This window comes from Paenibacillus elgii NBRC 100335 (assembly GCF_004000865.1).
GTDB classification, from domain to species: domain Bacteria; phylum Bacillota; class Bacilli; order Paenibacillales; family NBRC-103111; genus Paenibacillus_G; species Paenibacillus_G elgii.
In genome coordinates this window covers 44661-69268 of record NZ_BIMB01000001.1, presented here as the reverse complement: position 1 = coordinate 69268, position 24608 = coordinate 44661, and the positions used below count along the sequence as shown (strand labels likewise).

23 protein-coding genes are annotated in these 24608 nt (G+C 54.5%); 8 read left to right on the top strand and 15 right to left on the bottom strand.

Annotated elements, in window-relative coordinates; genetic code table 11:
• Positions 1–78 precede the first annotated feature (78 nt).
• A complete protein-coding gene (locus tag PEL01S_RS00335; protein ID WP_127458842.1) occupies positions 79–909 on the top strand; it encodes a DUF92 domain-containing protein in 831 nt (276 codons plus the stop codon).
• Positions 910–1100: 191 nt separating this feature from the next.
• Here PEL01S_RS00335 and PEL01S_RS00330 read toward each other — a convergent pair whose 3' ends face one another.
• The 5 genes from PEL01S_RS00330 to PEL01S_RS00310 all read right to left on the bottom strand — a co-directional run bounded on the left by PEL01S_RS00330 (position 1101) and on the right by PEL01S_RS00310 (position 7862).
• Positions 1101–3545, bottom strand: a complete 2445-nt coding sequence (locus PEL01S_RS00330; protein WP_063179727.1) for a beta-propeller domain-containing protein — start codon at positions 3543–3545, stop codon at positions 1101–1103.
• Positions 3546–3689: 144 nt separating this feature from the next.
• The gene (locus PEL01S_RS00325) at positions 3690–5048 is read right to left on the bottom strand and encodes a GGDEF domain-containing protein (protein WP_127458841.1); all 1359 of its coding nucleotides are present in this window, start codon (positions 5046–5048) and stop codon (positions 3690–3692) included.
• Positions 5049–5230: 182 nt separating this feature from the next.
• A complete protein-coding gene (locus tag PEL01S_RS00320) occupies positions 5231–5581 on the bottom strand; it encodes a LapA family protein (RefSeq protein ID WP_108530002.1) in 351 nt (116 codons plus the stop codon).
• Positions 5582–5662: 81 nt separating this feature from the next.
• Complete coding sequence (gene pepF, locus PEL01S_RS00315) at positions 5663–7453, bottom strand: oligoendopeptidase F (protein WP_108530003.1); 1791 nt, start codon at positions 7451–7453, stop codon at positions 5663–5665.
• Positions 7454–7679: 226 nt separating this feature from the next.
• Positions 7680–7862: a hypothetical protein gene (locus PEL01S_RS00310; protein WP_010491482.1), complete on the bottom strand. Its 183-nt coding sequence runs from the start codon at positions 7860–7862 to the stop codon at positions 7680–7682.
• Positions 7863–7989: 127 nt separating this feature from the next.
• On the opposite strand from PEL01S_RS00310, the gene PEL01S_RS00305 reads away from it, so the two are divergent.
• Positions 7990–9672 (top strand): thiamine pyrophosphate-binding protein, encoded by a 1683-nt coding sequence (locus PEL01S_RS00305; protein ID WP_127458840.1) that lies wholly within the window; start codon positions 7990–7992, stop codon positions 9670–9672.
• A gap of 271 nt (positions 9673–9943) precedes the next feature.
• Here the strand turns inward: PEL01S_RS00305 and PEL01S_RS00300 are convergent, their stop codons facing one another.
• Both PEL01S_RS00300 and PEL01S_RS00295 read right to left on the bottom strand, forming a co-directional pair.
• Entirely contained in the window at positions 9944–10741 is a 798-nt protein-coding gene (locus PEL01S_RS00300; protein WP_063179719.1) for a TerC family protein, read from the bottom strand.
• Between the two features lie 286 nt (positions 10742–11027).
• Complete coding sequence (locus PEL01S_RS00295) at positions 11028–11219, bottom strand: hypothetical protein (protein ID WP_063179919.1); 192 nt, start codon at positions 11217–11219, stop codon at positions 11028–11030.
• 276 nt (positions 11220–11495) lie between these two features.
• On the opposite strand from PEL01S_RS00295, the gene PEL01S_RS00290 reads away from it, so the two are divergent.
• Positions 11496–12194: a class I SAM-dependent methyltransferase gene (locus PEL01S_RS00290; protein ID WP_127458839.1), complete on the top strand. Its 699-nt coding sequence runs from the start codon at positions 11496–11498 to the stop codon at positions 12192–12194.
• A gap of 98 nt (positions 12195–12292) precedes the next feature.
• Positions 12293–12490: a cold-shock protein gene (locus PEL01S_RS00285; RefSeq protein ID WP_036680064.1), complete on the top strand. Its 198-nt coding sequence runs from the start codon at positions 12293–12295 to the stop codon at positions 12488–12490.
• A gap of 368 nt (positions 12491–12858) precedes the next feature.
• Here the strand turns inward: PEL01S_RS00285 and PEL01S_RS00280 are convergent, their stop codons facing one another.
• The 6 genes from PEL01S_RS00280 to PEL01S_RS00255 form a co-directional block, all read right to left on the bottom strand.
• Positions 12859–13524: a nitroreductase family protein gene (locus PEL01S_RS00280; RefSeq protein ID WP_063179715.1), complete on the bottom strand. Its 666-nt coding sequence runs from the start codon at positions 13522–13524 to the stop codon at positions 12859–12861.
• A 123-nt stretch (positions 13525–13647) separates the two neighbouring features.
• On the bottom strand, positions 13648–14748 hold the full coding sequence (locus tag PEL01S_RS00275; protein WP_127458838.1) for an efflux RND transporter periplasmic adaptor subunit: 1101 nt from the start codon (positions 14746–14748) through the stop codon (positions 13648–13650).
• A gap of 21 nt (positions 14749–14769) precedes the next feature.
• On the bottom strand, positions 14770–16161 hold the full coding sequence (locus PEL01S_RS00270; protein WP_127458837.1) for an ABC transporter permease: 1392 nt from the start codon (positions 16159–16161) through the stop codon (positions 14770–14772).
• The gene (locus tag PEL01S_RS00265; RefSeq protein ID WP_127458836.1) at positions 16158–16850 is read right to left on the bottom strand and encodes an ABC transporter ATP-binding protein; all 693 of its coding nucleotides are present in this window, start codon (positions 16848–16850) and stop codon (positions 16158–16160) included. The genes PEL01S_RS00270 and PEL01S_RS00265 overlap by 4 nt, the downstream gene beginning before the upstream one ends.
• Positions 16851–17014: 164 nt before the next feature.
• Entirely contained in the window at positions 17015–18205 is a 1191-nt protein-coding gene (locus PEL01S_RS00260) for an MFS transporter (protein ID WP_127458835.1), read from the bottom strand.
• The gene (locus PEL01S_RS00255; protein ID WP_127458834.1) at positions 18202–19566 is read right to left on the bottom strand and encodes a multi antimicrobial extrusion protein MatE; all 1365 of its coding nucleotides are present in this window, start codon (positions 19564–19566) and stop codon (positions 18202–18204) included. The genes PEL01S_RS00260 and PEL01S_RS00255 overlap by 4 nt, the downstream gene beginning before the upstream one ends.
• Before the next feature lie 183 nt (positions 19567–19749).
• Between PEL01S_RS00255 and PEL01S_RS00250 the strand changes: the two genes are divergently transcribed.
• The 4 genes from PEL01S_RS00250 to pfkA all read left to right on the top strand — a co-directional run bounded on the left by PEL01S_RS00250 (position 19750) and on the right by pfkA (position 22842).
• Positions 19750–20067 (top strand): hypothetical protein, encoded by a 318-nt coding sequence (locus PEL01S_RS00250; RefSeq protein ID WP_063179704.1) that lies wholly within the window; start codon positions 19750–19752, stop codon positions 20065–20067.
• Between the two features lie 92 nt (positions 20068–20159).
• A complete protein-coding gene (locus PEL01S_RS00245) occupies positions 20160–20765 on the top strand; it encodes a hypothetical protein (protein ID WP_063179702.1) in 606 nt (201 codons plus the stop codon).
• A 37-nt stretch (positions 20766–20802) separates the two neighbouring features.
• Positions 20803–21828, top strand: coding sequence for a tetraprenyl-beta-curcumene synthase family protein (locus PEL01S_RS00240; protein ID WP_174806885.1), 1026 nt, complete (start codon positions 20803–20805; stop codon positions 21826–21828).
• A gap of 48 nt (positions 21829–21876) precedes the next feature.
• Positions 21877–22842 (top strand): 6-phosphofructokinase, encoded by a 966-nt coding sequence (gene pfkA, locus PEL01S_RS00235; protein WP_063179698.1) that lies wholly within the window; start codon positions 21877–21879, stop codon positions 22840–22842.
• A gap of 63 nt (positions 22843–22905) precedes the next feature.
• Here pfkA and PEL01S_RS00230 read toward each other — a convergent pair whose 3' ends face one another.
• Positions 22906–23352, bottom strand: a complete 447-nt coding sequence (locus PEL01S_RS00230) for a peroxiredoxin (RefSeq protein ID WP_127458833.1) — start codon at positions 23350–23352, stop codon at positions 22906–22908.
• A 94-nt stretch (positions 23353–23446) separates the two neighbouring features.
• Positions 23447–24478: a hypothetical protein gene (locus PEL01S_RS00225; protein WP_127458832.1), complete on the bottom strand. Its 1032-nt coding sequence runs from the start codon at positions 24476–24478 to the stop codon at positions 23447–23449.
• Between the last annotated feature and the right edge of the window lie 130 nt (positions 24479–24608).

Below are 24608 nucleotides of genomic sequence, written 5' to 3'. Positions count from 1 at the left end.
TCCCGGATCGGACATCGATCTGCCGCATCCGGCTTTTTACGATTGTATTCATAGGGATTGGAAGGGGGCTCGGATGAATTGCAGCATTGGATCATCGGATTGGCAGGAAGCGTTCTGATTGCCGGAGCGGCGTACAGGAAACGCTCGCTGTCCGGATCGGGGTTCGCCGCTGCGGTCCTGCTTGGAACGCTGATGTATGCGGCAGGAAGCTTGGCTTGGTTCGGGACGCTGATTGCGTTCTTTATCTCGTCCTCGCTGCTGTCGAAGTGGAAGAGCAAGCAGAAGGCGGCAGCCGAGCGCGGCTACGCCAAATCCGGTCGGAGGGATGCCGGCCAGGTGCTTGCCAACGGCGGCCTGGGGCTCGCTCTTTGTCTGGGAGCCGCATTCGTGCCGCATCCGGCCTGGTGGGCCGCTTTCATCGGCGTGATGGCAACGGTGACTGCGGACACGTGGGCGACGGAGATCGGCGGCCTCAGCCGGACGGCTCCGCGCTCCATCGTCAGCGGCCGTCCGGTGCCGCCCGGCACTTCCGGCGGCGTATCGCCGCTCGGACTTGCCGCATCCGCGGCCGGCGGCTTGTTTATCGGAGCCGTCGCTTGGGCATTGGCGGCGCTGCAGCCGGAGCAGGCAGGGGACGCCTCTGCGTGGGCCTTCTCCGTCCGGTCGGCGATCGGCCTGTGCATCCTTGGGCTGGTTGGAGGCCTCGCTGGGTCGTTGGCCGACTCGTGGCTCGGGGCGGTGGTTCAGGTCATGTACCGCTGCCGCGTCTGCGGGAAAGAAATCGAAAAAAACCGCCACTGCGATGCAGCGGCGGTTCGAATCCGGGGGCTGGCGTTCATGACCAACGACACGGTTAACGCTTTAAGCTCGGCGTTTGGCGGCGCCGTAGCTCTCCTACTCTCGCTGTGACTGTAATAGCGGTTCAATCCTCTTCCTTGCGGGAATAAGCAAGCTTCGTTACATACATCGTGATGCCCGAGATAAGCAAAGCGACGATAATGCTGATGACGATAACGGTAGTTACCATGGCTTAAGCAGTCCTCCAAGCGGATAAATGTCACTTCGGACATTGTACCCCATGGAGGACAAAAAGCCAACCGTTACGGATTGCGCGGCTTCCAAGCCGGAAGCTGCAGTGAACCGACTTCGCGCAGCGTATTCAAATTGTTCGCTTTCAGCATATCGGGCGAGGACGAATACAGCGTATCGCCGATATACAGCAGGCGCTCGATATTGCGTTCGCTGCCGTACCAGTGCTGGCCCGCCTTGTTCATATCGTCTCCCGTTAAGTGCGTAATCTTGCCGCGAAGCTGAAAGCCTTTTTGCAGATCCAGCCCGTAAACATAAGCGCCTTGGAAGGTGAAATCCCCGTATTTCGATGCGTTTTCCTGCGTGTTGGCGCCGGTCTTATCTTTCACTTCCGCAACCGTGACCGGGAAGGCCAGCAGCTGCTTCTCTTTGGAAAACAGCAGCGCTTTATGATTGTATAGCAGCGGCGATTCGGTCCCCCGGTCGCCGATCGTTTCCTTGAACAGCTCCTTCGGATTTGCCACATCGGATACATCGAACAGGGCGAGCTTCATGCCTTGGTAGAAAGCGACCGTGTCCGAGCCGTCGCCTTTCTTGTTGGCCACCTCCACAGCTTCCTTACCGAAGCCGATCAGATGGTTCTCGTCGTACGGATGCAGATAGTCGCTGTAGCCCGGAATTTTCAGCTTGCCGAGCATGGCCGGCGCTTGAGGGTTGCTCAGATCCAAGACGAACAGCGGATCGGTATTTTTGAACGTCACCATATAGGCGCGGTTTCCGGCATAGCGTACGGAATAGATGCGCTCGCCCGAGGCCAGTCCTTCCAGCTTACCGACGACGTTTAACGATTCGTTCAGCACATACACGTTATTTTTCGACGTATTCTCATCGTTCCGCCATATATCGCCGCTTGTGGTGGCGATGCGGAAATAGCCGTTGTGCTCATCCATCGAAAATTGGTTCAGCGCATGTCCCGGCACCTTGCCGCGTCCGACATACCGGACCGTTCCGTTATCCATGCCGAATTTATAAATAGCGCTTGTCATGTTAAGCGGCGCGGGGATGAAGGTGGTTTTGCCGTCCGCCTGCGCCGTCTGCTCATTCTCTTTCGGCGGCTCGTACTCGCTCACGGTGACATACAGGTTGTCGGGAGAAGCGTAGACGTTTTGACCGGAGCCGAGATAGCTCGTCACCTGCATTTTTTGATCGGGCTTGCTGAGCTTGAGGCCGCCGATCAGCAAATAGTTCGGCTCGACGGCTTTCGGGAAGTAGCGGATATCCTCGTAGCCGATCGTAATAAATTGGTCTCCGGCAGCAGAATCCCGGTAGGCCGGCAGCGATTCGTTCGCTTGTTTCGCGGCGGAATCCGCCTCTTGGCGCATGATCCAAAAATAATTCATCGACTTGTTCGTTACGACGTACAGCGAGTCGCCGATTTTGCGCGAAGAGACGTAATGCCCCTCCAGCTCGGCCTCACGGACTTGCTTCAGCTGGGTCCGGTCGCCAAGCTCGTAGACGATCGTCTTCGTGGTCGAGCGGGTCGGGCGTCCCGGCCATACGACCATCTTTTTGGCCGTTCCGATGTTTGGCTCGACGGAAGCCGCAGGGCTGGCGTCATAAGGAACCGGTCCCGGCTTCTCGTACGTCGGATAGGATGTGTTGCCGACAACGACGAGATAGTTGTTATCGACGTACAGCTCCTGCGGATAAAAATTCGGGTCCGCCCAGTAGACCGTGCTGACGACACTCATGCTTTCGGCCGGAGAAGCTTTCGTCACGAGAACACGGTCGCGATTGACCTGATAGATGTAAGTGCCGTCCGTCTTGATGACGTCGGCTTCATCGACACCCTGCACTTGCACGTTCGTGCCGGAGTAGACGGGAGGCGCTGCATCGGAAGCCTGCTTGGCGGCACTGCCTGCGGCTTGCGGTGCGGCAGCGGATGATTTCTCGGTGACCGCGACCGCATTATCGCCCAATAAGACCATGCCACGTCCGTTGCCGTGAACGGAGGCGGATTCCTTAAGCAGCGCTTCCATCCGTTCCCGCGAACCGACGGTCGGCAAGCTTTTGTCCGCATCGGCAATCGTTACGCGCTTGTTCGGACCGTCCCAATAAACGTTAAAATCGAACGACTCGCTGAAAAAGCGCAGCGGTACCAAAATATTCCCATTATCGAGCGTAGGCGCTTCGTCCAACGTGACGGCTTCGCTTCCGCGGAAAGCTTCCTTGCTATCCACCCGGAGCTTGATCGAGCGATCCGCTTTGGTTGCCGTGGCCGAGCGTTCGGCTTCGTCCCACTGCACCTTCACACCGAGCGCATCCGACAGCTCGCGGAGCGGTACCATCAGCGTGCTTCCGATCAAACGGGGCTGCACGGACAAGCTCACGGGCTGTCCGTTTAGCGTCAGTGCGATGGCCTGCCCCATGTCCGCCGCTACGGATAACGGCGCCGGGGAGACGGAAGTAAGGAGCGTTAATGCCAACATGCCTGCAAAGAGTGTTCTTTTCTGCACTTGCTTTTCCTCCTTTGATGTTTCGTACCCTCTTTGTACCCTTATTGAAATATCTTCTTGTTCACCCCTACTGACGCGCCCCTCGAAGAAATTGTTTCATCAAAAACCGCTCTTTTCCAAAAAGAAAAAGAGCGGTGTGCCGATTTATTCGTCGCAATAAGCTATAGCCTGATTCCGCCCTTCCTGCTTGGCCCGATAGAGCGCCTTGTCCGCGCGGATAATCAGCTCCCGCGGCGAGACGTTGCGGACGGGAATCATCGTGGCAACTCCCAGACTCGCAGTGACAAAGGAAGAGACGGCGGAGCCGCGATGAGGGATGCGCAGCCCTTCCACCTCCGAGCGCATTCGCTCGGCCACGTAAAGCGCGCCTTGGCTGTCCGTAACGGGCAGCACGATCACGAATTCCTCGCCGCCGTATCTTGCAATCATGTCGCCCGGGCGCTTGGCCGCGCGTCGCATCGCTTCGGCTACATATTGGAGACAGGCATCGCCGTCTTGATGTCCGTAGGTGTCGTTATACCGCTTGAAATAGTCGATATCGAGCAGAATAACGGAAAGCGGCGTGGTGAAGCGCATGGCATGCCGCCATTCCTTGGCAAACCGTTCATCAAAAAACCGCCGGTTGGCGAGCCCGGTCAGCGCGTCAATCGAAGAAATTTTTTGCAGCAGCTCATTGGTTTTCATCAGCTGCTGTTCCGTTTGCTTGCGTGAAGAGATGTCCCGGGAGATGCTGATTACCGTTTGTCCGTTTTCCGGATTGCGTTCATTCTCAATCAACCGTCCGCTTGTTTCGAACCAGACGTAGCTGCCGCTTTTCGTGCGAATCCGGTACGAGAACAAAGGGAGCTCCGGCGCCGTCTCCACAGGGGACGTAATTCCGGGGATTTTCGTCAAATCCTCGGGATGAAACAAATCATAGGCGATAGTTCCGATCAATTCCTCCGGCTCGTACCCAAGCAGAACTCGGCAGGAAGGGGAGATGTACAAAATACGGCCGGACAAATCATGCATCGACACAACATCCGTGCTTTGCTCTACGAGAGTCCGATAGAGGGAATCGCTGCCTGCTCCGTCCGTCTCACGTGTCGTTTCCCGCCCCGGCGCCGGCGCCGCAAATCGGCTCTCTCCATCGCTCTTCAAGATTTGGACGAAAAGAGAAGCCGGCCATCTCTCTGGCCGGGGAACGACGGGCGCCGTAACGGAGCATGGAACTAGCGTGCCGTCGCAGCGGATAAGTCTTGCTTCGAAAGGATGAGATCCGAACGTCCCGTTGGCCGCATCCTCTAACATTCTATGAATCTGCTTTCGATCGTCGGGATGAACAACAGGTTCCCAAGGCATGTCGTTCAACGCCTCTTCGGGATAGCCGATTTGCCTACCGAATGCAGGATTGACGCGAAGAAATAGGCCTTCTTCCGAGAAGAAAGCCATGCCGTTCGCGGATTGCCTAAACGCGCTGAAATATAATTGTGTTGGCTCTGCGCCCGTCCATTGATCAACCATGCTGCCGGCATCCTTCCTGCATGGATTACGTCCTAGTAACTAGGAAAATCGTTCCATAAACTCGCACTTACTATATTAATGAAAGTGGAGTTTTTGATCAATGAGGATGGAAAGGTTATGGCAGATTTCGTATAAATTTTACTATTTCTTGACTATTTCAAAAAAACGATCGGCTTAATCTATTATTTGTTTGAGTTCTTTCCGTCTTCCGTATGTTCCAAGTCCGTATCCGCTGCAAGGAACGACCGACTGTCCGCGTCTTCGGTAACGGCAAGAGCTTGCTCGGAGGGCGCCTCGTTCAGCCGTTTCTCAAGCTGCTTGATCGTACGCTGCAGCTTGATCTGACGGAACAAGCCGATCAGGAAGGCGATCAAGCCGCCGAGCAGGGTAGATCCCAGAATGACCAGAATGAGCGGGATGTCAGCCTGGGTGAACAAAAAATTGACGCGGACGGGCTCCACATTAATAACGGCGAATACCGCGGTAATAAGGGCAAAAAGCAACGTGCTAATCAACATCCATTGGGCTCTCATCGAAATCGTCTCCTTTTGACTGCTGCATGAAGGGCAAAAAGGCCGAGCCGGGCAATACCGGACTCGGCCTGCGTCGGCGGCTTACTTCGCCAGCGCTTCCATTTGCTCCAGAAGCTCTTTGAATACGCTCATCGCCTGTTTGATCGGTTCCGGCGTCGACATATCCACGCCAGCCTTTCTCAAAATATTGATGGAGTAGTCGCTGCTCCCGCTTTTCAAGAAGCCGAGATAGCGGTCGACGGCTGGCTGGCCCTCGTCCAAAATCTGCTTCGCGAAGCTGGTGGCTGCCGAGAAGCCGGTGGCGTATTTGTACACGTAAAAGCTGTTGTAGAAATGAGGGATGCGCGCCCATTCCATCTCGATGTCCTGATCTACCGCCATATCCTTGCCGTAATACTGCACGTTCAGATCATAGTAGATTTGGCTCAGCAGCTGCGGGGTAAGCGTTTCGCCCTGCTCCGCTTTTTCGTGAATGATTTTCTCGAACTCGGCGAACATGGTTTGCCGGAATACCGTCGTCCGGAACTGGTCCATGTAGTAGGTGAGCAGGTACATTTTTTCTTTCTTGTCCGTCGACTTCTTCAGCAGGTAATCCATCAGCAGCGCTTCGTTCAGCGTGGATGCGACTTCCGCGAGGAAAATCGTATACTGCGCGTAGCGGTAAGGCTGATTCGCGTCCGACAAGTAGGAGTGGAGCGCGTGGCCCATCTCATGCGTCAGCGTGAACATGCTGTTCAGGTTGTCCTTGTGATTCAGAAGCACGTACGGATGGGTGCCGAATGCTCCCCAGCTGTAGGCACCGTTGCGCTTGCCTTCATTCTCGTAGATGTCGATCCAGCCGCCTTCGAAGCCATCTTGCAGGGTCTTCAAATACTCCTCGCCGAGCGGCTTCAAGCTTTCCTTGACCGTTTTCTTCGCTTCCTCGTAGTTAATCTCCAGGTCGTATTCTTCGACCAGCGGAGCGAACAGGTCGTACATATGCAGCTTATCGACCTTCATCAGCTTGCGGCGCAGCTCCATGTAGCGGTGCATGAGCGGCAGCGACTCGTGAATCGTGTCGATCAGGTTCGTGTACACTTCCTTCTTGATGTTGTCCCCGAACAGCGACATTTCCAGCGTGGAAGGGTACTTGCGAATCTTGGAATAAAAAATATTTTTCGTCACATTGGCGGCAAGCGTCGAGGCGATCGTGTTCTTTTGCTTGGCATAGGTGGCATACATCGCTTCGAAAGCTTGCTTGCGGACGTCGCGGTTGCGGCTTTCAAGGAATTGGATGTAGCGGCCGTGCGTGAGCTCGACTTCTTCGCCTTTTTCGTTTTTCACCTTCGGGAACTTGATATCCGCGTTGTTGATCATGCCGTAAATCGTGCTCGGCGCTTGCGACAGGTTGCCGACTTGGGCCAGCAGCGCCTCCTCCGCTTTGCTGAGTACGTGCTGCTTCTCGCGGATCAGCTCTTCGAGCGTCCTTTTGTAAAAGGCGAGCTGGGGATCGTTCACCAGCTTCTGCAGTTGATCGTCCGACAAGCTCAAAATTTCCGGGGAAATGAACGAGGTCGCTTCACCGGCTTCGACGCTTAATCTTTTCGATTTATCGGATAAGGCCTGATATGTAGGGTCCGCCATGTCCTCGTGATGCTTCATGTTGGCGTAGACATACAGACGTTCGGTATGTAGGGAGATTTTATCCTCCAGCTCGAAGCACTGCTTGATGGCCGCCGGGTCGTTCAGCTTGCCGTGAAAACGGCCGATTTCCTGCAGCGCGTTTTTCACTTCTTGATGCTCTTGGTCCCAGGCTTGCTGGTTCGGAAAAAGGTCTTCCAGGTTCCAACGGTGATCCGCAGGAACGTCGCTCCGCTTCGGTACTTGATTCATGGGAGCCCTCCTTGTCAAATGAAATGGTTTAGCCGCTTGATTCGCAGCCGCCGCCGATCCGATCACAACACCGGAGAGCAGCGCGCCCGACAGCAGCAACGGTAACAATCGCATTACCCGCTCACGCTCCAAGCTGTTTATGGGTCCGTTGGAAAGCTCTAGTTAGTATGGCCGGAGCGCGGGTTAAATATAAGTATAGGGAATTCAAGGAAAGAAGTCTATTGGCTTACTTCGCGCCGGAAAAAAAACTAAAAATCATCAGCACGAACGAAAACGATACCATCACCAGCGCCAAAATGGCCAGCGGCCGTTTCACGTTCGCCGGAAGGGAATCTTTCTTCATGATTAAGATCAGCGCGAGCGAAAACGAAATAATCATGAACGTCAATATCGATGCGCCATTGCTCAAAGCTTATCACCTCTTACTGTCTATGTTCGCCAATTCGGGCGGTTTTCCTTTAACTCCTCATGAAAAAAATGCAATGGGAAGCGCTCCAGAGGGAACGCTATACCGGAAAGCGAAAGGAGTGATTTCCATGAGCCCCGTCACAATTGCGGATGCAGCCGCGCCACCGGTACTTGCTGACAAGAATCAGCCCACTTCAGGCTTATTCGTCTCGCAGTTTGTCCTGGAGCAGCTGAAGGCTTGGAAAGTTGAGCGGATCTACGGCGTGATCGGCGACGCTAATTTAAGTTTATTGGATGAGCTCGGAAAACAGAACGCGATCCGGTACGTGGCCTGTCGGCATGAGAGCGCCGCCGCGCTGATGGCTTCCGCCGAAGCCAAGCTGACGGGAAGGACGGCAGTATGCCTCGCAACAAGCGGCCCGGGCGTAACGAATATGTTGAACGGTCTGGCCGATGCCGCTATGGATCGGGCACCGGTCCTGGCGCTGTCGGGACAGGTCGAAACGGCGAAGATCGGCACCCGGACCAAGCAGTATGTAGATCAGCAAAAGCTTAATGCCGCCATTGCGGGGAAATCCGAGCTGGTCACGCACGCGGACGCGCTGCCCGAATTGATGGAGCAGGCGCTCGTCCGCGGTTTGCTCCAAGGGCAGGTGACCCATCTATCCATCCCGAAGGACTTGTACTCGGTGAAGGTAAAAGGGGAGATAAAGCCGTATTCCGCCCATCTGCATCAACCGCTGGCCGCGCCCGACAACGAAATCGCGGAATTGGCAGCCTTGCTCGCTTCGGCCGAGCGGCCGGTCCTGTATATTGGCCGCGGCGTGAAGCAGACAGCGGAGGATGTCCTTCGGCTCGCGGAGAAGCTGTCTGCCGCCGTCATCACCACGCTGCCCGCCCGGCCGTTGTTTCCGAACGACCACGAATGCTATGCGGGGGGCCTCGGTCAAGCTGGCAGCGAGGCGTCCAGCATTCTGCTGGCCGAAAGCGATCTGATCGTCATGCTCGGCGCGACATGGTGGCCGGATGATTACGTGCCGACGCAGGCGCGGATCGTTCAGGTCGATTGGAACCGGGAAGCGATCGGCCTCGGTCACCCGCTGCATAAGGGCGTCGTCGGCGACCTCGGGCAGATTGTACCCAAACTCGCCGCTGCCGAGCATCTCTCGGCCAAAGACCGCGGTGCTTGGCGTACCCGAGTTCGCGAAGTATGCACGGGCTGGAAGCGGCAAATCGAAGCCGAGGCCCGGGCCGATGGCACGCCGATATCGCCGCAGCGTGTCATGAAGACGATTGCGGATCACGTATCGGATCAAGCGATCGTTGCCGTCGATACCGGCGATCATACGCTATGGTTCAATCGTATCTTTCAAGCCAAGGCGGGGCAGGATATTCTGATTTCCGGCCGGTGGCGGACGCTCGGCTTTGCTTTGCCGGCGGCAATAGCCGCCAAGCTCTGCTATCCCGAACGTCAAGTGATCGCCGTAGCAGGGGATGGGGGAGTCGTCCAGACGCTGATGGAGTTCCAGACGGCTGCCGAGCTGCGGTTGCCGATCGTGCTGGTCGTCCTCAACAACGGCGCTTATGCGATGGAGCAGGACCGGATGAACGTCGCCGGCATGAACCTGATCGGCAGCGCCCTCCGGCCGCCCGATTTCGCGGCCATCGCCGAAGCCTGCGGCGGCTCCGGTTATCGGGCGTCGAGCGCCGCAGAATTCGAGCAATCTCTCCGTCAGGCGCTAACCGGCAGCAAGCCCGCGCTGCTCGATGTCCGCACCGCCGCAACACCCGTTCCGCATACGAAAATTTGAGCCTAACGCAACAAAGCCGGCACTAGTGGAATGTGCCGGCTTTTCATCATTGCCCCACCATACAAGCCGCGAGGCTGATTTTTGTTTTTGAACTTTCTTTTGAAATAATGCATACAGAAGGTAGAGTAACTGCCGGAGAGCTTGCGTGCCGCCTTTGACTACGGGTTATTACCATAACATTTAATTCACTTAACCCGTTGTCAACAGCGGCCGGAGGCAGTTACTCTACCGCTTGGCGAGCAATTTATTTCAACATTCAAGAACAACCCGCTCAGCCTCGCGACTTCACCAAAATCATGCGACCTTTTTCATCGCGCTTCGCTTCGAAACTATCGTTCGGCTGGATGTCCGCTCCTTGCTCCAGATCAGCCGGAATCGTCAGGTGGCCGCTCTCGTTAATGGATACCAAGGAGCCGTAGATCTTCTTCCAGTAGCCTGCCAGGAGGACGCCCAGAACGATGATGGCAACCAAGCCCCATTTCACGATCGGGTTAGCGATAAACCATTCCTTCACAAGCGGGTCTCCCGTCAGCATCGAACCCGCGGTATAAGCGAGTACGCCGGAACCGATGTAGATGATCCAAGGAAACTTTTCCAGCAGCTTGATAAACATAGTGCTGCCCCATACCATAATCGGTACGCTGATAATGAGGCCGAGCACGACCAGAAGGAAGCTGCCGTGAGAAGCGCCGGCGACCGCCATGACGTTGTCGAAGCCCATGGCCGCGTCAGCGATCATAATCGTACGAATGGCAGGCCAGAGCTGCGGCTTCGCTTCAATCGCGTGGTCTTTCTTGTCCACTAGAAGCTTGTAGGCGATCCAGATCAGCACGACCCCGCCGATGAGCAGTAGGGCAGGCAGCTTCAGCAACCAGACGACGGCGAGAGTAGCGATGACACGAATGATAACGGCACCGACCGTTCCCCAGAGGACTGCGCCTTTTTGCTGTTCTTTCGGCAAATTACGCGCTGCGAGTGCGATGACGATGGCATTGTCCCCGGCAAGCACGAGGTCGATCAAGACAATGTTCATCAGGGCGAGAAGAAATTCTACGGACAACCATTCCATGTCCTACCACTCCTTTTTACGTTGTTGTTGGTGTTCGTTTTTTTACACAAAAATGACCTCTACCATATCGGTACAGGTCATTTTTCCACCAAAAAGACCTTTACTTCAATGGCAAAGGTCTTGCTAACAACGTTTCGTTGCCAATAAAGCCGGGGCTCTTCCCAGAACCCGAACTGACGACTTTACTGTGACAGCTACTCCCCTTTGGAGGACATCCTTATGTAATTGCCCTTATTATAACGAATGGACAAGCAGGGCGTCAAGCAAAATTATGTCCATTTTCGTATTAAACTTGACGGAAAGCTTCCATAATATTTTCAAGCTCTTCGTCGGTGCCTTGGAATCGTTCCTTCGAGAAGCGTTCGTTCACCCAATGCATCATCTCCGGGCGGCTGAGAAACGTGTGGCAATCTTCGCCCCACTGGTCGGAAATTTCTCTTAAAATCAACTGCTTTCCATTGACCTCGACTGTCAGCATGTTCCATTTGTCTTTTTTGTAGATCGTATGTTTTTTAATCCCCTGATTTTTCAAGGCTGTTACCTCTTTCTATTCCAATGGTTGCGGCGAGTGAGAGACCCCTCGCTACCTCTTTACCTTAGCATGAATTGATCTTGGCTTCAACCAAGCTGGCAACCATGTTGCGATTGTCAATCTCCAGTGACCGTGATAAAATGCCAATAAGCTCCAGCATCGGCCGAAGGGCGGGTGGGGGCCAAGCTATACAGTACAATGAGCAGAGGAGAGTTTAGAAAGATGAGCAGAGGGTATGAGCAGATTGGAGTGGCAATGACCTGCCGGTCGTTTGCCGAGTACGAACGCATGTTTAGGCTGAAGCCGGAGCTGCTGGAGGCGGGTCCGATTTTGGACGTGGCCGCAGGCGCTTCGTCGTTTGTAGCGGAAGCCGCTGCCCGTGGATTGGCGGCCCAAGCGGCCGATCCGATGTACGAGCTGTCGGCAGAAGGAATTTACCGCCACGGGATGACGGAAATCGAAGTGTCGACCGGGAAGCTGACCAAGCTGCGGGAGAGCTTTGATTGGACGTTTTACGGCGCCCCGGACCAGCATCGTGCGATGCGGGAGGCGTCCATGAAGCGGTTCGCCGACGATTATGCGCGCGCTTCCGAAGGAACCAAGTATACGGCGGCCAAGCTGCCGCATCTTCCTTATGAGGACGAGTCGTACGGGCTTGTGCTGTGCAGCCACTTTTTGTTTCTGTACCATGAGCAATTCGACTATGACTTTCACGCCCGCGCGCTGCGTGAGCTGCTAAGGGTATGCCGAACAGGCGGAGAGGTGCGGGTATATCCCGTCATTACGCTGCAATGGGATCGGTATCCGATGCTAGACCGGCTTCTGGAAGAGCTGCGGACGGCCGGATTCGAGGCGTCTTTGGGGCTCTCAGAATTGCCTTTTATTCCCGGCTCCAAAGAGCTGCTGCGCATACAAAAATAAGGCTGTGTATAATTTAGGTCTTGTTGATTTATCCTGATAAGGGTGATATAATTTAAGCATTCGCCCTTGATGGCGATACATCTAGGAGGTTGTTTTCATTGAAAGGTACAGTAAAATGGTTTAACGCAGAAAAAGGCTACGGTTTCATTCAAGTAGAAGGCGGCGACGACGTATTCGTACACTTCTCCGCAATCCAAGGCGACGGCTTCAAAACTTTGGAAGAAGGCCAATCGGTTGAGTTCGAAATCGTTCAAGGCAACCGTGGTCCACAAGCGGCTAACGTTCACAAACTGTAAGTCGAAACTAACTACGATGCCCGATCGACACTCGGTTGACGGGTTTTGATATAAGCTTTCTTTTAGAAATCAAAACGATGAAAACTTCTTGAATTCGCTTCTTGATTTCGCAAGAAAACTTACCGCTGCGGCGGTTTTCATCTCATCGTTAGATAGTTTTGCTTAAGTTTCAATGCCAAATGAAAAATCAACAAGGCGGTTCTTGGAATCATCGTTCCAGGAACCGCTTTTTTTGCGCCTCTGGACAAGCTTTCGAACAGATCGGGGAGCGGTGACAGACTAGGACATAATACTTTTATACGGTGGGAGCATACAGAACGCCCCGGATTCCCGATAAGGGTCCGAGGCGTTTTTTAGCGTTTTTGTTATTAATCGACGATATGAAGGATGTCGTCGATTTCCTTGCGCGGCAGGCGGGCCGGCCGCTCGGAAGGATAGCCGAGGGCGATGACCATGTTGATCTGGCATTCCGGCCGAATGTTCAAATATTCGCGAAGCTGGTCTTGGGCGAGCAGCACCGGACCAGTCATTGGGCATGTGCCAAGCCCGCGGGCATGTGCGGCCAGCATCAGGTTTTGTGCGGCGAGGCAACTGCTCTTGATGCCTTCTTCCGCCCATACCGCATCGTCGACAAGCTCAACGGGATCGAAGATACGTTCCCGGAACTTGGAGTTGTACGGCGTCGCGAGACATACGATCAGCACAGGCGCATTCGAGAAAGCGGTAGCGTAAGGTCCGAACGACTTGGTCAACAGGCGGGCTTCTTTGGACAAGCCGCGTTGCTCCGCTTCGGCAGCTCGGCGATGCAGCTGATCCCAAGTAATTTGCTCGATTTCTTTAATTTTATCGCGATTCATGACGGCAATGAATTCCCACGTTTGGGAGTTCGTATCGCTTGGAGCGTAACGGGCGCAATCGATGATTTCGCGGATATCTTCGACGGCAACCGGCTGATCCGTATATTTGCGGATGCTGCGACGGTCAAGCACGATCGTTTTGAATTCATGGTAGGATAGTGTAGATGTATCGGTCATTAGCGGGTCATCCTCTCTTTTCGACTTGCGGTATTTCTTAGGACTTGGTACTAAAAGCTCTTTTCCATTATAACGGCGCCGCATGAAAATGACAACCGCACCCGAAGGTACGGTTGAGGGGAATTATTGAAGCACGACGGATTCGCCTTCGTTCAGCCCGCTCAGCACTTCCGTTTTTTCCGGCGTCTCCAGACCGATTTTCACAATGCGTTTCTCCAAGCTACCGTCAGCGGCTTCGACCATGACGTAGTAGTCGTCTTTATCCCGATTAATCGTCAGCGTCGGCACGACCAGCGCGCCGCTTTTCTTATCCGTTTGGATCGAGGCGGTCAAGCTGAGTCCGGCAATCAGCCGATCGTTTGGCTCCAGAGAGATCGTAACCTCGAACTGGGCGGCCGTCGTGTTCGAGGACTCGCTGCTGCTGCCGGTGCCGGCCTTGGCGAATTTGGACAGACGCTCGACCTTGCCCTTCAGCTTGACATCCTTCAGCGCGTCGACGCGCACCTCGACATCCATGCCTTCCTTGATGCGGAACAAGTCGTATTCGCCGACATTGCAAATCAGCTGCAGCTTCGTCAAATCGACGATTTTGCCGATCCGCTCGTTATCTTTCACCGACTTCGGTTCTTTGGTGCCCTCGAACAGGAAAATGCCGTTTTCCGGCGCAGCAAAGCCGGCGGCTTGCAGCTTCTTCGTTTTTTCTGCGAGCTGCGAACGGGTATGCTCGAGAGTAACCTGCGTAATCTCGTTTTGCATTTTACGGCTTTCCGACGCGGCAAAACGCTTTTTGGCGTCCGTTTCGGTAATGCCCTCGGTGTCCGCATCGGCGATGCCGGTTTTTTCCTGAAATTGACTCAAGCGAATGTCCATTTCCTGCTTCTTGGCGTTCGCTTGAAGTTGGGCGATTTCGTTGCGGAGCTCCGTGTCGTCCAGCCGGAACAGCACGTCGCCTTTGGCTACTTGAGAGCCGTCCTTGACGGACCAAGCCGCGACATAGGCGCCGAACGGAGCGTTGATGTACGTCTCCTTCTGATAGGAGGACTTTCCTTTCACTTCGACAATGTTGGACAGATCCTCCCGGACAGCTTTGAATTTTAGTGCATTCGTTGTTTGCGAAACCGCCGGACGGGACGCGTTCTGCGGTCGGCTTTGCCAATATAACAGCCCCGTAATGCCGATCACAAGCACCGTGCCTACGGCGGCGAACCAAGTTCTTTTTTTCATAGCTGCATAACTCCTAAACTGTTAGTCTCGTTTGATGGCAGTCAGCGCATCCGTGCGCGACGCTTTGATGGCCGGATAAATGCCGGACAGCACTCCGGTCATGATGGCGAAGAACAGGCCGACTGGCAGGATCCAGGGACTGATAAATAAAATTTCCGACTGAGCTCCCGGCCTTGGAGGCGCAAACTGCATGATGGCGATATTGATCCCCCAAATGACCCAATACGACACCAGAATGCCCACCAGGCCCCCGAGCAGCCCGAGCAGCGCCGATTCGACCATAAACATGTTGCGGATTTGGCCGAGGTTGGCGCCCAGCACTTTCATGATGCCGATCTGCCGTCTGCGCTGATAGGTCGACATCGTCATGGCGACGATGATCGAGATCGAGGCGACGAACAAAATAAAGACCCCGGCGCCGCCGAAGATCAGCCGGACGATGAGCAGCTCGTTCTGCATGCTTTCCTCGCGGTGAAGATTCGTCTGCACGGTGAGCTTCAGCTTCTTGAGCAGCGTTTCCAGCTCTTTGACATGGGCGCTGCTGTCGACTTTAATTTTGACCTCGTTATACTCGGCCGTCTGCGAGGAGTTTTTATCTTCCTTGACCTTGCCGCCGTTCATTTGAATGATCGCTTCCTGAAGCCGCTTGCCGAGCGCCGGCGATACGAACGCCGTCTTTTGATGAATCAGCATATCGTTGGGAACACCCTCCGGCTTCTTGAGGATGCCGACGACCCGGACGGGAATTTGGATGTCCACCGTTTCCCCGACGTCGTTCGAACGGTAAATTTGCGGCTTGAGCACGATTTGCTTCTGGTAAACGGGATACGCGATATATTGCTGCTCCCGCCAAGCATTCCGGGCATCGCGTTCGCTCATACTTTGAAGCTGCTGCTGGCGGGCTTTGGATATTTGGCTGTCGAAAAGCCCCATCGTCGCCCCGTAGCTTAAAATAATCGTGTTCTCCTGCTCCGAAGGTCCACCTTGCTGCAGTTCATAGCCGAAAGCAGGCAGCGTGTCCAGCTCGGTGGCAAAAATTTGATCGATGTAGCCTTTTTTGCTGTCCACTTCAAATTCGAACTGGTTTAATGTCCGGTAGGTAGCCAGCGCCTTAATATATGGGAAGGTGCGCATCATGCCGATTTTGGCTTTCGTAAGCTCGTAAGGCTTCGCGCTGTTCGGATCGTTCGGATCGGCTCCTTCGGCCCGGCCGCCGCTGGTGACCGTAATCTCGTCCGATTTCAGGTATAGGCTCATCTGCGTCCGGCTGTATTGGTTGATCGACTCTCCGAAGGAGAGGGCGACCACGATGGAAGCCGAGCCGATGGCAATGCCCATCGTACACAGCAGGGTGACGACGACGCGCCGTTTGAGCTGATCCCAGCCGAGCTTAAAATAATCGAGCAGCTTCATTCCGCGTCACCTGCCCATGCGCCGTCTTCGACCAGGTACCCGTCGCGCAGTTGAATGACCCTCCGGGTTCGCTTGGCGACCTCCAGCTCGTGGGTAACGATGACGAAGGTGATGCCAAGCGTCCGGTTCAATTCGATCAGCAGATCGATAATTTCTTTCTCCGTTTTCGTATCGAGGTTCCCGGTCGGCTCGTCCGCAAACACAATAGCCGGCTGGGTAATGAGCGAACGGGCGATACTGACCCGCTGCTGCTGCCCGCCGGACAGCTGCGAGGGAAACATCTCGGTCTTTTCTCCGAGGCCCACCTTGGAGAGCAGCGACATGGCTTTTTCACGACGGTGCTTGCCGCGCTGGCCTTGAAAGACAAGCGGCAGCTCGACGTTCTCGCGGACGGTCAAATGCGGAATCAATTCGTACGATTGAAAAATAAAGCCGATATGGGTCCGGCGGAATTCCGCAAGCCGGTTTTCGCTCATTTTCTCGATCGCCTGGCCGCTGATCAAAATGCTTCCGGACGTCGGCTTCATCAAGCCGGCCATCAGGTTCAGCAGCGTCGACTTTCCCGAGCCGGAGCTGCCGAGCAGGGCGATCATTTCCCCTTTGTCTACCCGGAAGTCAATATCGTGCAGGACAGGCGTGTTCTCGCTGCCGCTGCGAAAGCTGTGTGACAAATGTTCTACCGCAAGCACATAACCCCTCCGTTGTCGAATTTTTCTAATTCAGTATAGACGACCGGTCCATTCAGAAGTGGAAAAAGCTGAAAAGTTAAGAAAACTTTAAGAGACGCGTGCAAAAAAAGCCGCCGGAACGTCCGCTTGATAATAGACGTTTGCCACGGCGGCCAGTCCTGCAGCTATTGCAATGTATCTTGCTGTGCCCCTGCTGCAACGTTTTTCGCTTTGGCGTACAGGGCAAGAAATCCGAGCATGGCGACGAACGAGAGCGCGGAGCCAACCGCATACATGGCGTGCGGGCTCCAGCTGTTGAACACCCAACCGCCGATCGTGCCACTGAGCAATCCGGCCAGTCCGGACCACGTAATCGCGAATACCGCCTGGCCGCTGGCCCGGAAATGATCGGGAACCACTCTCTGAATGTACCGGATGGTCGTAAACAAAAACACGCCGAACGTGATCGAATGCATCATCTGAATGGCAATGACCCACATCGGGTTATCCACCAGGCTCATGAGCAGGAAGCGTACGGCATAAGCCAGACAGCAGAGCGCCAGCAGCGGCAGCTCCTTCAGCTTGTGCCCGTATTTGCTGAGCAGGAAGAACACCGGAATTTCGCTGAGCGCCGACATCATCCACGACCAGCCGACGACGGACTGGTCTCCGCCGAGCCGCTGTAAGAACAAGGCGAGGAAGCCGTCGTTCATCCGGTGGGCGATGGATACCGTCAGTACCGTAAGCAGGAACGCGAGAAACGACCTGGAGCCGACGATCGGGAGAAGCCCGGAAAAGTCCGGCTTTTTCACATTGACGTCCCGCGTATCCGTAAGCAGGAACGACAGCAGCAGGGAGCAGGCAATCGTGCCGAGGCACAGCGCCACGGTCAGACCCGCGCCGTAGCTTTTGAGCAGCTGGCCGAACACGAGGGCGGCGAAGGCGAAGCCGATCGAGCCCCATACGCGGAAGGACGCGTAGCTTTTGCCGTTGCGGCTCACGGTAAGCAGAATCAAGCTGTCGGTCAGCGAGGTCGTCGGCGACTGGAAAAAGAAGAAGGCGGCCATCAACACCATCAGAAGCCCGAACGTATCAGTGTGAAACGTCCAAGCCGCCATCAGCAGCTGCCCGATAAAAATGACGTTCAAAATCTTTTTCACGCTGCGGACCTTGTCGCTGGCCACTCCCCAAAATAAGTTCGAGAAGATCCCGATCATCGGGCCGACCGAATACAAAAGTCCGATTTGCAGCGTGGAAAAGCCTTTCGATTGGAAATATAAAGGAAAGAATGACGTGATCACGGCCATCGTCATGTAATACGTAAACGTAAAGCTGCGCAGCACGACCTCGTTGCGCGGAGGTTTGGACATACTCATAAGCTTTCACTCGATTCGGTAGGTTTTCGGTTCGCAGCCGGCAGTGGTCTCGGAATGGCTTGGTCCGCCCGCAGAGCCGAGCGCAGCACGGCCCAGACGACCGCCGCTTCCGCCGCGACGCCAAGCGATTGGGCCAGGGCGCCGATCATCCCGTTCCAGCCCGGAGTCCGGGCGACGCAGAGCACAAGAACCAGCAGCGTAACGCACACGTTTGCGGCTTGGGACCAGACCATCACCTTGGTCTGACTGCGCAGCATCAGCAGCCCGTTGCCGAAATCAAGCCACGGAAACACAAGCGTCATCAGCATAAAGACGCGGAGCGTCGACAGGCTTGCCAGCATCAAGCGCTCGCTAACGCCCATCACATGCTGCATGAACCACGGGCCGACCGGCGTATAAGCGAGCAAGGCGATCAGCAGGCTTGGGATGAGCGAGAGCAGCAGGGTGAAGCGGACCACGGAAGCCGCATCTTTGCGGTAAAAGTTCAGCACAATCTGATGTATGTAGGAGAAAAAGCTTTGCACCAGGTTCGTGAGGCTGGCGGCGATCGCAAACGAGGCGATAGCGAGCTTCAAGTCCGTCGTTTTTCCGAGAAAGGCGTTGATCGCCGGTCCCGAAATGACCGCGATAACCGATGAGAACAGCAGCGGCCGGTAAAACCGGAACACCTGTGAAGGCTTCTCGATCGGATGGTCCGGCTGCTTCTCCGGAATTTCGTGTTTTAACAAAGCCCTTCCTTCCCAGAGGCTCACGGCGGCTTCGATGATCATGCCCGTCAGGAAGATGACTGCGCCGACCGTTCCGCTGGTGACGCCCGTCCGTATAAAATAAAGCGAGAGCGCATACATTCCGGCGAGCCGGATCGCCATGCCGATCGTCAGCCATTTGGTCCGCATGTTGTAAATAATAATGCCGTGAAACATGCAGCGGATTCCCGAAAAAATGCTGACGAACATCAAGACGCGGTACACCTCCACCATCGGCTCGACCATCGCGGCGTCGACCCCGAACAAACGCAAAAACACCCACGGTCCGACGGGGGTGTAGCTGATGAATGCGCCGATGAGGAAGATGGCCCCGAGAACGTAAAGGCTGACCGCCGTCAAAGCGCGGAACGAGAGGCGGTCGCGCACCAAAGCGGAGCACGTCTGCCGCAGCAGCACCGCCGGTCTCTCGGTAATGCCCAGAATGCTCATCGGCAGGGCGTAGCTTGCGATGACAATCTCTGGAGAGGCCGCGCGCGCCAGCGTACTGTTAATGATGACATGGGAGATCGTTACAAGGCTCGCCGACATTCCGAGGGGAACAAAGAAGGCAAGCAGCTGCCGAAACGTAATGCGGGTTTGCTGCAGTTCGTTCATGTTGACTTCCCTCTTTTCACATGCCAAACATTATAACATGGATAGGGGAGTCAAGGGAGAAAAATTTACGTACCTACTGGAAGAGGCTCATCGTTCGTGATACATTTATATAGATAAACGGATCGATCAAACGGTGCGTCCCTTTTGCATAATCGAGAAAAGGTGAGAAAGGTGGAAACGGAGATGACTTACGCGTTTGAACTGGACGAACGTCTCGGCATTCCGCTGCCCCGTCTTGAACAGGACTTTGAGGACTATAGCCAGCAGGAACAAGCGGAGATGCTTCTGCGCTGGGAGGAAATCCGCGGCGGCATTCCCGATCGGGTCAAGCAATTGGAACGGGTTATCATCGCGAAGCAGGAGCTGCTCAATGTGGAAGAGCATTTTCCGACATCCTGCCGCTTAAACAGCGAAATCGCCGATCTGGCCAGCACGATCAACGAACTGCACTTATGGTTTCGGGTTCATCAGGACATGCCGGATCGTGCGGTTCATCACTGATGGCGCGACCCATTACCGAATATAATGGGGGGAACCCCGATGCAAGCAAAGCTATGGAATGGCAACGCGGTACGCAGAAGGAGGTTGTAAGCTTGAGTTGGACCGATAGTCTAGGCAGACTCGCAGCGCAGCTGACGTCGCATAAACCTTCGCTGTATCCCGATGAAGAGCTCGACGACTTAGCCGATATCAAGATCGGAAAGCTGTCGCTGGACGCCTTCGAAGGGGAACGGAAAGCCTATGCGCTCACGGTAAAAGCAGGGCTGCATTTGTTTAACGAGAGCTTGGAGAAATCCCATGCGCTCTCCCAGGAAATTCATAATCCCGCAGGTAGCTACTGGCACGGAATCATGCACCGGATGGAAGGCGATTATCCTAATGCCGACTATTGGTTTCGCATGGCACGCAGTCTTCCCATCTATGAGGAGCTCGCGGAGCGGGCCTACGGTTATGTGAGGTCGTTAGACCTGCAGGACATTACAAATACGGCGTTCAGGGAACGGCTGGAGGAGTGGGCATCCGGGTCCGGTTGGGATCCCTGCGCGTTTAACGCGCTGGTCGAGCAGCACGTCACCCGGATACGGGACGAGCAGGCCGAGGAGCTGCTTAAGCATATCCAATGGCTTGAGATGCGCCTGCTTCTCGAATACGGCTATGTCCAAAGCGGAGGCGGAGGAACGTTGCTTGAGTCGCCGTAACTCGTCAGCCGATGTGCCCCAACGCCCGATTGGACTTATGCTGCGCGTGTATCGCTATGCGCTGCCGGAGGTGCGGGAGCAGCTTCGCCACTGGCGGGATAAAGCCGAAGCGATGCCCGATCCTGAGCTCCGGAAGCAAGCGATCGCGAGCATGACCAGCAAGCAGTTCCACTGTGAAGGCGGCTCGGTCTATGCCGTAGCGAATCTGTCCATGCGTCATGTGCTTATTCCCCTGATCGTCGCTTTCCAGACGATCAGCGATTACTTGGATAACTTGTGCGACCGGAGCACTTCGCTCGATCCCGAAGATTTTCGGCGTCTGCATCAATCGATGCTCGATGCGGTCGATCCGGCGGAGCCGCTGCACGATTATTACGAATTCCGGGAAGAGAAGGACGACGCCGGTTATTTGAACGAGCTGGTCAAGACATGTCAAGCCAGTCTCCGACTGCTGCCTTCTTATCCGCTTGCAGCGGATTCGGTGCGCGAGCTTGTCGGTCTGTACTGCGATCTGCAGGTGTATAAACACATTCACCGGGAGCTGCGCGAGGATGCGCTGCTGTCTTGGTGGGAGAAGCACCGGGGACGGTTTCCGGCGGTCGCGTGGAATGAATTTGCCGCCGCTACGGGATCGACGCTTGGCGTTTTCATGTTGTTTTTGGCTGCTTCCGATCCGAAGCTGCAGCCGGAAACGGTCCGGCAAATTCACGAGGCGTATTTTCCGTACATTTGCGGACTTCACATTTTGCTTGATTATTTGATAGACCAAGAGGAAGATCTGGCCGGCGGCGATCTTAATTTCTGCAGCTACTACGATAATATGGATCGGACCGTCGAACGCATCGCCTTCATTGTAGAGGAGGCGAAGAGCAAGTCGGAACAGCTCGAGCATCCGGGATTTCACCGGATGATTATCGAAGGGTTGCTGGCGCTGTACTTGTCTGATCCTAAAGTCAGCAAGCAGCGGCAAGTGAAGACGATATCCCGGAAGTTGATGAAGGACAGTCCGCTGATGCGCTTGTTTTTCTTCATTAACAGTATTTGGATCCGCAAAACCTCTTGATTCTATATACAATTAAAGAGACAGTCAAGATGACGAGGAGGAACCACCATGTCTGTAAAAAAAATTGCGGTACTCACGAGCGGCGGCGATTCCCAGGGGATGAACGCGGCCGTTCGCGCCGTCGTACGCAGCGGCTTGTATCACGGTCTTGAAGTATTCGCCGTACAGCGCGGCTACTCGGGGCTAATCAACGACGACATCCGCGAGATGGACCTGCGGAGCGTCGGCGACATCATTCAGCGCGGCGGAACGATTCTGCAAACGGCACGCTGTAAGGAGTTCGTCACGCCGGAAGGACAGCAGCTCGCTGCGGACAATCTGCGCAAGCGCGGAATCGACGGGCTTGTCGTCATCGGCGGGGACGGCTCCTACCAAGGTGCAAACAAGCTGAGCAAGCTCGGAATTAAAACGATGGGGCTGCCGGGAACGATCGATAACGACATCCCGTTCACCGATTTCACCATCGGTTTTGATACGGCGGTCAGCATCGTTGTGGATGCGATCAATAAGATTCGGGATACGATGAGCTCTCATGAACGCTCGTCCATAGTCGAGGTCATGGGCCGCCACTGTGGAGATATCGCCCTCTATGCGGGCCTGGCCAGCGGAGCGGAGACGATTCTGGTGCCTGAGGTGCCGTACGATCTGGACGAAATCGCCAATCGTATGTCGGAAAACTTCTCCCAAGGAAAGCGTCACAGTATCATTATCGTGGCCGAGGGCGTAGGCAAAGGGGAAAATATCTCGGCGGAAATTATGAAGCGCAACGGAATCGAGCCGCGGGTGACCGTGCTTGGACATATTCAGCGGGGCGGTACGCCTACGCACAACGACCGGATTTTGGCGAGCAGCCTCGGCGATTTTGCCGTACGCCGGCTGATCGAAGGAGATTCCGGCAAGTCATGCGGAATGATCAAAGGCGAGCTTGTTGCGACCGATATCGATAAAGTCGTGAATACCAAAAAACAATTCAATATGGAATTATACGAGCTTTCGAAACGGTTATCCCAATAAAAGCACAAAAAACATGCAGTCTTCCGTAGGCGGAAGGCTGCATGTTTTTTCATAAGTTAGGACTTATTCCGAGTCCTGGGCTACTGCGGCTACGATTTCAGCGGTAGGACGGTTTCCTCTTGCCGCATACCGAATCGTACCGTCTCGGCCGATGACATAGACGATGCGCTGCTGCCCAAGCAGACCGAATAATGTCTGGCCCACATCGTACAACTGGCGGATCGTCTCTCCGGAATCGGTGACAAGCGGAAAATCGTAACCGAACTTTTGCGAAAATTGCCGGTGCTCTTCAAGCGAACCGGGATTGACGCCAAGCACCAGTGTATCATAATCGGCATACTGGGCTTTGGAATCGCGAACGGCGCAAAGCTGCTTCGTGCAGATGGGCGTGTTGTCCTTCGGATAAAAAATAAGCACGATCGGCCGTTTCCCCAGGTGATCAGCTAACCGGACCGCACCTTGCGTGCTTTCTGCGGTAAATGCGGGAGCCTTGGTCCCGATAGCAAGCACTGGCTTTTCCCCCTCACATGGATGACGAAGTACATTGATTGTATTGTAGCGAATCGCTGTCGGGGAATGCAAGGCATAGAAATACTGGCGGACGCTACAGGGACGTATAAAACTCGACCAGATGCTCCCAAAGCTGTTTTCCGGCGTAGGACTTGTAGTTCATCTGCGTAGCGCTGCCAAGGTAATAAGTAAACGGCTTATTACTATGTTTGCGGAAGGTCGTTTCATATTCTTTGTATAAGTTATATCTATCGGACTTGCTTGCGTCACCGTCGATTTCCATATCAACGCCGATGTTTGCGCTTCGGAGCTTGATGTAACTATCGTTGGCAGGAATAATCGGCTTGCCGTCCGTGTAGCTCAAGTACCCGTTTGTTATGCTTTTGTCCACAACCAGCAGCGGTACTTTGTTTCCGTCAAAATAGTAATGCGGCTGAAGTAAAACGACATCGGCGATATTTTCGTTAATGACGTAAGCAAGTCGTTTCAATTGATCGTTATGAGGAGTTACGTACGGAGCCCATGCCACATTGAGGCTGCCGTTGCTTTTGGCCCATTGCTTGATCGACCTCATCGTTTTGACTACGGTATTATCGTTCATGTTGCTTTGTAACGTCTTGGTCCAGTTCGCCCCAGTATATTTCGTGCCGGTATCAGGTCCGTCCAAATAAATGTTTTCGAAGTTAATATAGATGCCTTTCACATGCTTGTCCCAGTTGGTTTGTCCGATGGCCTTTTTAACCGCATCAAGAAATCCGGTAATGGAGGCATCGTATGTGCTTGCGCTGCTGGTCGAGTTTCGTGACGGGGTGGAGATCCAAAGCTTGGCTTGAGGATTGGCTGCGACGATTTTATTGGCCTGATTGGCGAAATCCGTTACATCCGCTGAAGCTGCCGTCGTTTTGGTCGTTACGATAATGAAATGGTCAGCGCCTTTGGATAAATTGACAATATCTTCAGTCTTGTACGCCGGTTGGTTCGATCCCGTATAGACCAATACGGATCTCATCTGCAGATTTGAGGAAGCCTGGGCTTCGGTAGTGAGCCCTGCTGCCCCGGCTAACAGGACGGAACCACATAAAAGAGACAGACACCATGCTTTTGTCTTTTTCATAAAAGAATTCATTGCTTTCCCTCCGTGATATTATGGTTTATATTTCCATATTATGCATTTTGTTTTGCTTCTTCAAATCTTTAAATTGTCTCTAATTCATTCTAATAGGGAAGCGCCATCGCTCCTTCGGCACTTGCTTCTT